Origin of the sequence: Stenotrophomonas sp. VV52, from assembly GCF_002893095.1 — a bacterium.
GTDB classification, from domain to species: Bacteria; Pseudomonadota; Gammaproteobacteria; order Xanthomonadales; family Xanthomonadaceae; genus Stenotrophomonas; species Stenotrophomonas aracearum.
Genome location: NZ_PKQQ01000002.1, coordinates 490203 through 502770 on the forward strand (window position 1 = coordinate 490203; position 12568 = coordinate 502770).

Here is a 12568-nt window from a genome sequence, read left to right on the forward strand (position 1 = left end):
CGATTGCGTCAGATCATGCCCGGTCCGTTCCAGGAGATCCATTTGGTGGTGCCTACGCGTTGGCTGCTCCTGTTGGGACTGCTGTTGCTGTGGCCGCAACTGGCGGTGGCGCAGCCGATCCCGCCTACGCCGCGCCAGCTGACCGTGTTCGACGGGCTGCCTTCCAACACGGTCAACCGCATGGCCGAGGATGGCTACGGGTATCTGTGGCTGGCCACCAACGACGGCCTGGCGCGCTTCGACGGGCGCAACTACCGGGTCTGGCGCGCCGAGGACGGACTGCGCGACAACCAGATCTGGAGCGTGCACGTGGACGCGCGCAACCAGTTGTGGATCGGTACCGAGAACGCGGGCCTGGCAATGATGTCCGCCGACCGCCGCGAACTGCGCTTCTTCGACCGCCGCAGCAACCCGATCATCGGCAGCAACACGATCTGGAGCCTGGCCTCCACCGGCGATGGCGCGCTGTGGTTCGGCACCTACGAAGGCGGCCTGCATCGACTCGACCGCGATGGGGTCATCACCCGCTTCATGCCCGAGCCCGGCAACAAGCGCAGCCTGCCGGCCGCGTCGGTGACGCACATGGCCACCACCCGCGATGGCAGTCTGTGGGTGGGCACCAAGGCAGGCCTGGCGCGCTGGACCGGTCGTGACTTCGAGCGTGTGCCGACGTCCAGGCTGCCCACCGCCTTCATCAACGGGCTGACCGCCGAACTGGACGGCAGCCTGTGGATCAGCACCGTTGCCGGCACCGTGGTGCGCCGTCCCGACGGCAGCTTCGAGCCCGCGCCCTGGAAGGTGGATGCCGGCGACCAGGTGCTGGGCATGATGCTGCGCGACGAACAGGGCGGGTATTGGCTCGACACGCAGTCCGGGCTGGGCCGTGTCTACCAGGGCCGGTTCCAGCAGGTGCCGCTGTACAGCGCGGTTGCGCGCGGCCAGGTGCGGCCCAACTGGACCGGCGGTTACGAAGACCGCGAAGGCGGCATCTGGCTGGCCAGCAGCAACAGCGGCCTGTGGCACCTGCTGCCGCGCTGGTGGCAGTTCTCGGTGCTGTCGCGCTTGGAGGACGATCCCGCCTCGCTGCGCAATGGCTATGTGCTGGGCATGGCCGCGTCGGCCAATGGGGGCGTCTGGGCGGTCGGCACGCATGGCGCGCTGGACCGCTTCGACCCGGTGTCCGGCAGCGTCGAGCAGCATCGCACCTGGGTGAATGGCAGCAAGTGGCTGCAGTCGGTGCTGGAGGACCGGCGCGGCCAGGTCTGGATCGGCTCGGATGAGGCGGTGCTGCGCTACGACCCGCGCAGCGGTGCGTTGCAACGCTGGGGCCATGATGCGCAGACCGATGCCGCCCTGGACGGCACGGTGGAGACGCTGGCATTGTGCGACGGCGACCGGATCTGGAGTTCCGCGTCGGGCGGACTGCAGCAGCGCGACACCGACGGCCGGGTCCTGCAGCAGGTGCTGGCCGGTACCCGCGGCCTGGCTGCCGGCCAGATGGTCCAGGACCTGTTGTGCGGGCCGCAGGACCACCTGTGGCTGGGGACCAGCCAGGGCCTGCTGCAATGGGTGCCCGCGCGTGCGCGGTTCGAACCGTTGCCCGGCGGCACGGGCGCCGGTATCCATGCCATGGCACGCGCCAACGACGGCAGCATCTGGGTGTCGGAAGAAGGACAACTGGTCCGCTATGGCTGGCGCGGCGAGCGGCTGGAGCGCGACGCGCTGGTCGGTGCGGAGGAGGGCTACCCCAAGCTGTCGGCGAGCGGTCTTGTGGTCGACGCGCAGGACATCGTGTGGGCGGCCAGCGCACGTGGCCTGATCCGCGTCGACGCCGCGCAGGGCAGCGTGCGCCAGTACGGCGTGCGCGATGGCCTGCCCAGCCAGGAATTCCGCCGCGGCACGCTGGTGCGCACCGCCAGTGGGCACGTCGCCGGCGGTACCCCGGCCGGCGTGGTGCTGTTCGACCCGGACCAGGTGCGGCCGGCGACGCGGCGCGCGCCGCTGGTGATCGAGCGGGTTGAAGTGCGGCGAGGCGACCAGATGCTCGACCTGACCCACCTGGAGCCGCTGGAAATCGCCGACGCCGACCGCGACCTGCGGATCGTGGCGCGGTTGCTTTCGTTCGCCGATTCGTCGTCGAACAGCTACCGCTACCGCCTGGCCGGCTATGACCCGGATTGGGTGGAAGTGGGGCCGGGCGGCGAGCGCGTGTTCTCGCGGTTGCCGCCGGGACGCTACCGGCTGGAAGTGCAGGCGCGTTCGGCCGACCTGGTCTGGTCGCGGGTGCAGGTGCTGGAATTCCGCGTGCAGCCGCCGTGGTGGCGCAGCGTGTCCGGCCTGCTGGTGATGACTTCGATCGCGCTGCTGCTGATGAGCCTGTTCGCCTGGCTGTACCGGCGCCGCGTGCAGCGCCGCCACGCCTACCAGCTGGCCCTGCACAAGCAGGAACTGGCCGAACAGGCCTCGGCGGCCAAGACCCGGTTCCTGGCCAATCTGGGCCACGAAGTGCGCACGCCGATGACCGGCGTGCTGGGCATGAGCGAGCTGCTGCTCGGCTCACCCCTGAGCCCGCAGCAGCGCAGCTACACCGAGTCGATCCGCCACGCCGGCGAGCACCTGCTGCACCTGGTCAACGACGCACTGGACCTGGCGCGCATCGAGTCGGGTCGACTGCAACTGCAGAACCAGCCGTTCGCGCTGCAGGGTGTGATCGAGGATGTGTGCACGCTGATGGCGGCCCTGGCCGAACAGAAGGGCCTGCGGTTCGTGGTCGACAACGACCTGCCGGCCGGACTGGGCAGCGTGGGCGACGCGGTGCGTCTGCGCCAGATCCTGCTCAACCTGCTCGGCAACGCGGTCAAGTTCACCAGCCAGGGCGAGGTGCGGCTCAAGGCGCGCGCGCTGGCGCCGGACCGTGGCCTGTATTTCGAAGTCTCCGACACCGGTCCGGGAATCAGCAGCGACCAGCAGCAGCGCCTGTTCCGCCGGTTTGAACAGGCCGATGGCGCGCGTACCGCCGCGCAGTACGGCGGTAGTGGGTTGGGGCTGGCGATCTGCCGCGAACTGGCGCTGGCCATGCAGGGCCAGATCGGGGTGGAAAGCCAGCTCGGGGTGGGCACGCGTTTCAGCGTGACCCTGCCGTTGCCGCTGCAGCTGGCCGACGCCACGGCCGGCGGTGCAGGGACGGCCGACGGCCAGCCGTTGCCGCCGTTGCGGCTGCTGCTGGTGGAGGACGACGGCACCGTGGCCGATGTGATCGTCGGCCTGCTCGGCGCACGCGGCCACCAGGTGGTGCATGCCGGGCATGCGTTGGCGGCGCTGCGCGAAGTCAGCGATACCGCGTTCGACGTGGTACTGCTCGACCTGGACCTGCCGGGCCTGGGCGGCATGGAGCTGGCCGGGCACCTGCGAAACCAGGGCTATGTGATGCCGCTGCTGGCGGTGACCGCGCGGACCGACCCGGGCATCGAGGAACAGGTACGCCAGGCCGGATTCCAGGGCTTCCTGCGCAAGCCGGTGACCGGCGATCTGCTCGAGCAGGCGATCGCGCGGGTGCTGTCGGTCCGCTGAAACGCCAGAAGGTCATCGGGCCAGCGGCCCGCTGCTGCGAGGTCGCCTATTCGGCGACCTCTTCCACATCCCGCGGTGAAGGACGGGTATCAGGCAGCTGCCAGAAGATCACGGTGGAGGTGAGGGTGATCGCGCCGACGCAGACGAAGGTGGCGTGCAGGGCGGCGGTGGCGCCGTGCAGTGCATCGAGGTGACCGAACGCGGCCAGCAGGCTGCCGGCGGCGGCTGCACCGAAACCGGTGGCCAGCATCATCACCATCGACAGCAGGCTGTTGCCCGAGCTGGCGAAGCCGCGGTCGAGGTCGCGCAGGGTCACGGTGTTCATCACGGTGAACTGCAGCGAGTTGACCGCGCCGAACACCGCCAGCTGCACCACGCGCAGCCACATCGGCTGGCCCGGCACCATGAAGATGAAACTGGCCATGGCAATGCCGACCAGCACCGTGTTGACCATCAGCACCCGCCGGTAGCCGAAGCGTTCCACCAGCTTGACCGCATACCGTTTGGACAGCATGCCCGCGGCGGCCACGGGAATCATCAACAGGCCGGCGTTCATCGGGCTCATGCCCATGCCGACCTGCAGCAGCAGCGGAATCAGCAACGGCATGGCGCTGCTGCCAATCCGCGAGAACAGGTTGCCGAGGATGCCGATGCGGTAGCTGGGCACGTGGAACAGCGCCAGCGAAAACAGCGGCGCGGTCGAGTTCGCGGCATGCAGCCAGTAGCCGACCAGTGCGGCCAGCCCGGCCACCGTCATCAGCATCACCAGCGCATGCGGCGTGCCCATGCCGGAGATGCCGTCCAGCGCCAGCGACAACACCACCATGCCGAAGGCGAGCATCAGGTAGCCGGCGATATCGAACCGGGTGCGGTGTTCGGCGTAATGGTCGGGCATGACTTTGAGCGCGGCCACATAGCCGATCACGCCGATCGGCAGGTTGATCAGGAACACCCAGTGCCAGGACGCCACTTCGACCAGCCAACCGCCCAGCGTGGGGCCGATCAACGGACCGACCAGCGCCGGAATGGCGATGAAGCTCATCGCACGCAGGAACTGTTCGCGCGACACCGAGCGCATCACTGCCAGCCGTCCCACCGGCAGCAGCATGGCGCCACCCACGCCCTGCAGCACGCGTGCGGCCACCAGCTGGTGCAGGGTCTGGGCCAATGCGCAGGCCAGCGAGCCCAGCGTGAACAGGATGATCGCGGCCAGGAAGGTGCGGCGGGTACCGAAGCGGTCGGCGATCCAGCCCGATGCCGGAATGAAGGTCGCCACGGCCAGCGCATAGCTGAACACCACCGACTGCATCTGCAGCGGGCTTTCGCCAAGGCTGCGCGCCATCGCCGGCAATGCGGTGTTGACGATGGTCGAGTCCAGCATCTGCATGAAGATCGCCAGCGACACCAGCCACAACAGCGGCCGGAACGAGGCGTAGCTCGGCGTCGTCATCTCCGGCACCTCAGCGCTGGCTGAGGCGGTGCACGGCCTCCACCAGCACCTGCACGTGTTCGGGATTCATGTCCGGCGACATGCCATGGCCGAGGTTGAACACATGCCCTTCGCGCGAACCACCGTTGCCCCGCGCGTAACTGTCCAGCACCTGCCCGGCGGCGCGTTCGATCGCGTCCGGGTTGCCGTACAGCGTGGCCGGGTCCAGGTTGCCCTGCAGCGCCACGCGGCCGCCGGTGCGGGCCACCGCATCGGCCAGGTCCAGGGTCCAGTCCACGCCCAGCGCGTCGGCGCCAGTGTCGGCAAGGTCGCCCAGGTGCAGCCCGGTGCCCTTGCCGAACAGGATCAGCGGAGTGCGCTGGTCGCCGTCGCCGCGCTCCAGTTCGCGCGCGATGCGGGTCAGGTAACGCAGCGAGAACTCGCGGTACATCGCCGGGCTGAGCACGCCGCCCCAGGTGTCGAACACCTGCAGCACCTGGGCACCGGCGGCGCGCTGCGCCGCCAGGTAGGCCACCACCGCGTCGGTCACCACCGAGAGCAGCTGGTGCAGCGCGGCCGGTTCGTTCAGCGCCATCGCCTTGATCCGCGCGAAGTCCTTGCTGCCGCCGCCTTCCACCATGTAGCAGGCCAGCGTCCACGGGCTGCCGGAGAAGCCGATCAGCGGCACCTTGCCATCCAGTTCGCGGCGGATCACGCGCACCGCGTCCATCACGTAGCGCAGCTCGGTTTCCATGTCCGGCACCGCAAGCCGGGCAATCGCAGCGGTGTCGCGCACCGGGTGCCGGAACTTCGGGCCTTCGCCTTCCACGAAGTACAGCTCCAGGCCCATCGCATCGGGAATGGTCAGGATGTCCGAAAACAGGATCGCCGCATCAAGATCGAAACGGCGCAGCGGCTGCAGGGTCACTTCGCAGGCAATGTCCGGAGTCTTGGCCATCGCCAGGAAGCTGCCGGCCTTGGCCCGGGTCGCGCGGTACTCCGGCAGGTAGCGGCCGGCCTGGCGCATCAGCCAGACGGGGGTGCAGTCCACCGGTTCGCGGCGCAGGGCGCGCAGCAGGCGATCATGGCGGGAAGGGTCGGTCACGGGGTGCGTCCTTGGGGTAAACGTTCGATGATCTGGTAGCCGCGTCGCAGCTCGGCGTCGCGTGCCTTGTCGAAGGCCGCCTGGGCCTCGGCCCGGGTGTCGTACTGCTGGCGGCGCAGCCGCGCGCGCCCCCCGACCGGGCCCGACTGGAGCAGCAACTCCCAGCTGCCGAACAGGTCCGGCACCAGCGTGAGCTCGAGGTAGTGGGCCCGCTCGGTGCCGATCGGGGCGTGCTGCAGGAAAACGTGCATGGGCACGATTGTAGCCGCGAACCGGGAACGCGGCCGTCACTGCGCCGGCTCAGCCGGTCCGGAGCACCCGCAGCACGTCGACTTCGTCGATGTCAGCCACCACCTGCGCGCGGCCGATGCCCTGCCACAGCACCAGGCGCAGGCGGCCTGCCACGTTCTTCTTGTCCAGCCGCATCCGCGCCAGCAGCGCTTCGGGATCCAGCCCGGCGGGAATCTCGACCGGCAGCTCATAGCGCAGCAGCAGGTCGCGCAGGCGCGCGGTGTCGTCGGGATGGCTCATGCCGAGCTCGACCGACAGCCGCGCGGCCAGCACCATGCCTACCGACACGGCTTCGCCATGGTTGAGGTTGTCATTGCCCGGCGCGCCATAGCCCTGTTCGGTCTCGATCGCATGGCCGAAGGTGTGGCCCAGGTTCAGCAGGGCGCGCTCGCCCCGTTCCAGCGGATCGCGCGCGACGATCTCGGCCTTGTGTTCGCAGCTGCGCGCGATCGCCTGCGCCAGCGCGGCATCGTCGCCGGCCAGCAGTGCAGCGTGCTCGGTCTGCAGCCACTGGAAGAACAGCGGGTCGCGGATTGCACCGTACTTGATCACCTCGGCCAGCCCTGCGCGCAGCTCGCGCGGCGGCAGCGTGCGCAGCGCGGCCGTATCGGCGATCACCGCGCGGGGCGGGTGGAACGCGCCCACCAGGTTCTTGCCTTCGGGGATGTCAACTGCAGTCTTGCCGCCGACCGAGGAATCGACCATGGCCAGCAGCGAGGTTGGCAGCTGGACGCAGTCCACGCCCCGCATCCAGCACGCGGCCGCGAAGCCGGCCAGGTCGCCGGCCACGCCGCCGCCGAGGGCCATCACGCAGGCGTCGCGGGTGGCACCCAGCGCGGCCAGCGCGGCGATCGCCGCGCCAAAGTTGGCCAGGGTCTTGGACGCTTCGCCGGCCGGCAGCACCAGCTCGCCGATGATCAGGTCGGGGCGTTCGGCCTGCAGCGCCTGCTTCACGCCGGCCAGGTACAGCGGGGCCACCGAGGAGTCGCTGAGCAGCAGCACGTGGCGGCCGCGTACATGCCGCGCCAGCAGCGTGCCCTGGCCGAGCAGGCCCGGGCCGATATGGATGGTGTAGGGGGTGTCGCCGCCCACGGCGACGGTACGGGGCGAAGCGGTCATGCGGTCGGTTCCAGTCGCTGCCAATGCGTGGCCAGGCGCAGCACCAGCTGCGCGGTGGCCTCGCCCGGCGTGTACAGATCGGTGTCGAGGGTGAGGTCGGCCAGGCCCTGGTACAGCGGGTCGCGCACGCTGGCCATCTGCTCCAGCACCTGGGCCCGGTCGGGCCGCTGCAGCAGCGGCCGGGTCCGGTCGCGGGCCAGCCGTTCCAGCTGGGCGGCCACGCTGACCCGCAGGTAGACCACGAAGCCGCGCCGGGCGATCGCCGCGCGGTTGTCCGGGTCAAGCACCGCGCCGCCGCCGGTGGAGACCAGCTGGCCCTGGCCGGCCAGCAGCTGCTGCAGCACCTGGCGTTCGTGCTGGCGGAAGCCGGCCTCGCCGGAGTGTTCGAAAATGGTGGGAATGCTGGCCCCGGCCGCGTCCACGATGGCCTGGTCGGCGTCCACGAAGTCGAGGGTGAAGCGCTCGGCCAGGCGGCGCCCGATGCAGGTCTTGCCGGCGCCCATCGGGCCAATCAGGATCAGGTTCGGAGCGGGATTCATTACCCGTGATGCTAACACCTCCGTGTCGCGGCCTTTACGCGTTTACCCCCATGGTGGGCCGCGCGGAATCCCCCGCGCGCAACCGGAGCAGCTCCATGTCAGTCGCCAAAGTCATCGAGATCAACGCCGCCTCCAAGACCAGCGTCGAAGACGCCGTCCGCACCGGCCTGAAAAAAGTCTCGGAAACGGTCAAGGGCATCCAGGGGGCCTGGATCAGCGAAACCAAGGTGGTCACCGACGGTTCGGGCAACATCACCGAATGGCGGGTCAACCTGCGCGTGACCTTCCTGGTGAGCTGAGTACGCCTCGTGCCGCGCTCAGCCCGGCGCGGACACGATGCCACGATGTTCGTCCAGCACCACCACCCGGTCGGCCCGCTCCGGCAGGGTACGCAGCGCCTGGCGGCTGACCCGTTCGTAGTACTGCACGAAGCGGTCCAGCTGGGCACGGCTCATGCTGCTGCGCCCGGGCTGCGCGGCCTGCAGGTTCTGCTCCTGCTGCCAGCGCCAGCGCGGCACCACGGCGAAATCCGGCGGTTGCAGGAACCACAGCCGATGGCAGCGTTGCCACAGGGCAGGGTAGTGTTCGGCCAGCGCCTGGTTGCACCAGCGGCGCCAGCGGCCATCCGCGTCGGCCTCGCGTTCCAGTGCGTTGAGCGGCGGGTCCAGATCGGTGTCGGCCTGTGCCGGCGTCCCCAGGAACCAGCCTTCGAACACCAGCAGGTCCAGACCGGCGTCCACCTGCGGCCAATCCGACGCGGGCATGCGCTCGTCGGCCAGCTTGTCGAAGCGCGGCAACGCGACCGGCTGCCGCGCCGAAATGGCATCCAGCGTGGCATGGGCCAGGTCCAGGTCGTGGGTGCCGGGCGGGCCGCGGGTCAGCAGCAACGGGTGCACCTGGCGCGCCAGTCGCTGGCGCTGCGCGCGGGTCAGGTAGAAATCGTCGATGGACAACGTCGCCGCGCGCAGGCCGCGCTGCCCGGCCAAGGCCACCACCTGCGCGGCCAGCGTCGATTTGCCGCTGCCCTGCAGGCCGCTTATCGCCAATACTGGAACCCGTGCGTCCACCGCCAACGCGTCTTCCAGCGCCTGCGCGACCAGCGCATCGGGAAATTCCTTGTTCCGGGACATGTGCGCTGCAACGTGCATGCGGTGACAATAAACCCAAACCGAGCCGCAAGATACCGACCATGACCGATCTCCATGCAGAAGCGCTGTCCACCTTCGCCGCGCTGTTCGAAGAAGCCAAGCGCAGCGCCGAACTTGAACCCAACGCGATGACCGTGGCCACCGCTACGGCCGCAGGCATTCCCTCGGCGCGCACGGTGCTGTTGAAGGCGTTCGACGCGCGCGGCTTCGTGTTCTACACCCACCTGGACAGCCACAAGGGCCGCGAGCTTCAGGCCAACCCGCATGCCGCGCTGCTGTTCCTGTGGCGCAGCCTGCGCGAGGCCGGCATCCAGGTGCGCATCGAGGGTGGCGTGGAGCAGGTCAGCGATGCCGAGGCCGACGCTTACTTCGCCTCGCGCCCGCGCATGAGCCAGATCGGCGCGTGGGCGTCGCTGCAGTCGCGCACGCTGGCCTCGCGCGAGGAATTCGATGCGCGCGTGGCCACCGCCGAATCCAGCTTCGACGGGCGCGAGGTGCCACGACCGGAGGGCTGGAGCGGGCTGCGCGTGGTGCCGCGCAAGATCGAGTTCTGGTACGGCGCGCAGTTCCGCCTGCACGAACGCTGGTGCTATGAGGTCGACGCCACGGGGCAGTGGAGCAAGCGCCTGCTGTATCCGTAAACGCCCTGCCTGCTGAAACATGCGGTGCGCCGGCGCTGGCGCCGGTGCACCGCAGTGCGGACCACTCAGGTTTCGGCGGGCAGGGTCAGCGGACCGATCAGGGCCGACGTCGCCTTCTGTCGCGTGGTGATCTCACCCACGGCTTCGAACAGGGCGAACAGCTGGTCGCGCCGCACCGCGCGGTCGGCTTCCAGGTTGAAGGCGTCCAGCGTCGAGGTGTCCGGCGCGGACCGCCGGGTGGTGGCGCCGCCCGGGGTGGTGGCTGGCTCACGCTGCAGCCAGTAGCGCGCTTCCAGCGCGGCAACCGAGCTTGAATCGACCAGCGCCTCGGCCAGCGCGTCCAGGTCGTCCCCATACAGGTCGAGCATCCGGGTCCAGGTCTCGGCATGCGGCGTGGTGGCCGAGCACTCGGCCTGGTAGCGCATCAACGTGTTGGTCAGGGTGGTGGCGGGAAGACGTTCGTACAGGGTCGTCGTAGTGGAACGGCTGTGTTGCAGCGTGAGCGTGGTTGCCACTGCCGGCGCCAGGGGCACCGGCACGGTCACGTCCACGCCCTTCGATGTCTCACCTTCCACGCGTACCGAATAGACATGGCTGCCGCAGGCCTTCCGCGGGAAGTCCGGGTCGTTCTGGAAGCTCGGCCGGAAGAAGCGCAGTCTGCAGCGCATGGCGCCGCCCAGGCTGAACGAGGCGCTGATCGGATCGATCACGGCTCGTACCTGCTCCGCTGGCAAGGTTCCCCAGCCGGGGAATTGGCGCTCCAGCTCCGACAGGACCTTGCCCCACGAAGGTGCGAGGTCTGCAGCGAAGGTCACCACCAGGTAGTCGCCGTCGCGCAACGGATCGGGGTCCTGGCGAACCTGGCGGTCCACTGTCACCGCACCGGTGGCGCTGAACAGGGGCAGGGCGGCCGACATCGACAGCGTGCCGCTGGTGGAGGCGATGCGCTGGATCTGCTCGCGGAACGCATGGGTGGCGCGCTTCATCCACTCGCGGTCGTGCGGCAGCGTGGTGTCGTGGATGCGCCGCGCTTCGGCCTGGACGCTGCGCTGCAGCGCCGTCCATTGCGCGTGCGCCGGTCCCGTGTCGTGCTCCGGGACTGCCTGCAGCCACGCCAGCGTGTCGAGCATCGCGATCATGATCGGCTCGGGGGCCGTGCCGGCGGCGCCCCAGTCGCGCGCCAGCGACGCCAGCGGTGCGCGCGCGTGCGCCGGGGCGCGCAGCGACAGGTCGGCCAGGGCCTGCAGCTGGTCGAAGGCGGCGCGGACGTCCGCAACCGCATCGAGCCGGCGGGCAAGGCTCCCTGCCTCCTCGGGGCGTTCCATGAGCTCCCGCACGGCGCGCAGCGCGGGCAGCTGCCAGTGTTTGTCGGCAGGCCGCGCGTCCAGCACGCGGGCCAGCCGCTGGGACATCCGGGCATCCAGCGCAGCGTGGACATCCGCATCCTTGGTGGCGGGCAGGCCGTCTGCGCCCAGTTCGGTCAGCCGCGTGGGCAGCGACGCGCGCAACTCGGTGCGCGCCAATGCGCCGCTCGCCCCGAGCTGGCCCACGCCGTAGCTGGCAGCCGCGTCCAGCGCGCCGCCGTGCACGGTCATGCCGGCGCTGATCAGCAGCCCCCGCTTGCCGAAGGCCAGGGGTCGAGCCACGGCCTGGTGTCCCAACAGCACCGGCAATGTGGATTGCAGTGCCAGCGCGCGGCTGGTGCGCTCGTCGTAGCGGTCGCGGCGTGGCTCGGTGACGCGGTTGAAGGCGCGCTGCAGTGCGTTGCCGCCGAGCCGGCGTTCGACCGATGCGTGGGCCAGGCGCAGGACCCGGGTTCGCATCGACATTGAAATGTCGGCCTCGCCCTCGCTGGAGTAACCGCTGAGCTTCGCGTTTACGCCGACACCGGGGGCAACGCTTGCCTGGGCGGTGGCTTCAGCCGTGACCCGGCCGCTGCGTACCGTGCCGATGGTCAGGTCGTCGAAGGTGCCGACGCTGGTGTCTTTGGCTGCTCCCAGTGCAGCCCCGGCATCCACCGCGCCCGGCAATCCAAAGCGGACCCCCAACATGCCACCCGTGCGGGTGCTGCGCTGCGATCCCGGCAATGCATTGCGCTTCTCGCGTTCGGTATGCCGGGCGATCTGTTCGTGCAGCATCGCTTCGGCACGCGCGGCGCGCGTCAGGTCGTAGAGCGTGATCCGCAACTGCTTCTGCCGCTCGGGCACGGTGGCGCCCGTGGGCAGGTCCTTGATCGCGCGCAACAGCTGGCTGCACTGGCGACGGCCCAGTGACGCCTCCGGGTCCAGTGCCAGCCTGTCCAGCGTGCGGCCGAATCTGGCAGGGGCGCCGTTTCGGGTCTGGCCGAGCAGCAGGTGGATCTGGCTGCTGAGGATGCCCAGCGCTTCTTCGTTGGGTCCGGGGGCGCGAGGCGCTTCGGCATTGGCGGCCGACGCCGGCATCCGGCTCACCCGCACCGGTGCAGGCAACGCGAGAGACGGATGGTTGCTGATGCCGGTCAGCGGGATGGGCGTGGTTGCATGCGGCGGGACCGGGATGACGCTGTCGCGGCGCCCGCGCATCAACTGGGCAGCGCGGACGAAGAAGCTGGGGAGGATCCTGGCGGTAGCTTGGAACATGCGGATGTCCTGGTGAGGATGAGCGGGGTCTCACCGGCGCAGGAACGGCCGCCGGTGTGCTCCGGAACCTACCGGCGCGGTACGGGCTTGCACATTCCACTTCTCGCA

At 69.7% G+C, this 12568-nt stretch carries 10 protein-coding genes; 3 read left to right on the forward strand and 7 right to left on the reverse strand.

Annotated elements, in window-relative coordinates:
• Positions 1-15: 15 nt before the first annotated feature.
• Positions 16-3570, forward strand: a complete 3555-nt coding sequence (locus C2U58_RS08250; protein ID WP_102945467.1) for a hybrid sensor histidine kinase/response regulator — start codon at positions 16-18, stop codon at positions 3568-3570.
• Between the two features lie 46 nt (positions 3571-3616).
• On the opposite strand, the gene mdtD is transcribed toward C2U58_RS08250, so the two are convergent.
• Genes mdtD through C2U58_RS08275 form a run of 5 tightly spaced genes read right to left on the reverse strand, consistent with a single transcriptional unit; the run spans position 3617 to position 8053 of the window.
• Positions 3617-5020 carry a multidrug transporter subunit MdtD gene (gene mdtD / locus C2U58_RS08255; RefSeq protein ID WP_102945468.1) on the reverse strand — a complete coding sequence of 468 codons (1404 nt, stop codon included), beginning with the start codon at positions 5018-5020 and terminating at the stop codon, positions 3617-3619.
• A 10-nt stretch (positions 5021-5030) separates the two neighbouring features.
• Positions 5031-6104, reverse strand: coding sequence for a uroporphyrinogen decarboxylase (gene hemE / locus C2U58_RS08260; RefSeq protein WP_102945388.1), 1074 nt, complete (start codon positions 6102-6104; stop codon positions 5031-5033).
• Positions 6101-6355, reverse strand: a complete 255-nt coding sequence (locus C2U58_RS08265) for a WGR domain-containing protein (RefSeq protein WP_070207126.1) — start codon at positions 6353-6355, stop codon at positions 6101-6103. The genes hemE and C2U58_RS08265 overlap by 4 nt, the downstream gene beginning before the upstream one ends.
• A gap of 49 nt (positions 6356-6404) precedes the next feature.
• On the reverse strand, positions 6405-7514 hold the full coding sequence (aroB, locus tag C2U58_RS08270; protein ID WP_102945389.1) for a 3-dehydroquinate synthase: 1110 nt from the start codon (positions 7512-7514) through the stop codon (positions 6405-6407).
• Positions 7511-8053, reverse strand: a complete 543-nt coding sequence (locus tag C2U58_RS08275; RefSeq protein WP_070207124.1) for a shikimate kinase — start codon at positions 8051-8053, stop codon at positions 7511-7513. The genes aroB and C2U58_RS08275 overlap by 4 nt, the downstream gene beginning before the upstream one ends.
• A 95-nt stretch (positions 8054-8148) precedes the next feature.
• On the opposite strand from C2U58_RS08275, the gene C2U58_RS08280 reads away from it, so the two are divergent.
• A complete protein-coding gene (locus tag C2U58_RS08280) occupies positions 8149-8352 on the forward strand; it encodes a dodecin family protein (RefSeq protein WP_102945469.1) in 204 nt (67 codons plus the stop codon).
• Positions 8353-8370: 18 nt separating this feature from the next.
• Here the strand turns inward: C2U58_RS08280 and C2U58_RS08285 are convergent, their stop codons facing one another.
• Complete coding sequence (locus tag C2U58_RS08285) at positions 8371-9201, reverse strand: kinase (protein ID WP_102945390.1); 831 nt, start codon at positions 9199-9201, stop codon at positions 8371-8373.
• 41 nt (positions 9202-9242) lie between these two features.
• On the opposite strand from C2U58_RS08285, the gene pdxH reads away from it, so the two are divergent.
• Positions 9243-9842 (forward strand): pyridoxamine 5'-phosphate oxidase, encoded by a 600-nt coding sequence (gene pdxH / locus C2U58_RS08290; protein WP_102945391.1) that lies wholly within the window; start codon positions 9243-9245, stop codon positions 9840-9842.
• Between the two features lie 65 nt (positions 9843-9907).
• Here pdxH and C2U58_RS08295 read toward each other — a convergent pair whose 3' ends face one another.
• Complete coding sequence (locus tag C2U58_RS08295; RefSeq protein ID WP_102945392.1) at positions 9908-12460, reverse strand: hypothetical protein; 2553 nt, start codon at positions 12458-12460, stop codon at positions 9908-9910.
• Positions 12461-12568: the final 108 nt, after the last annotated feature.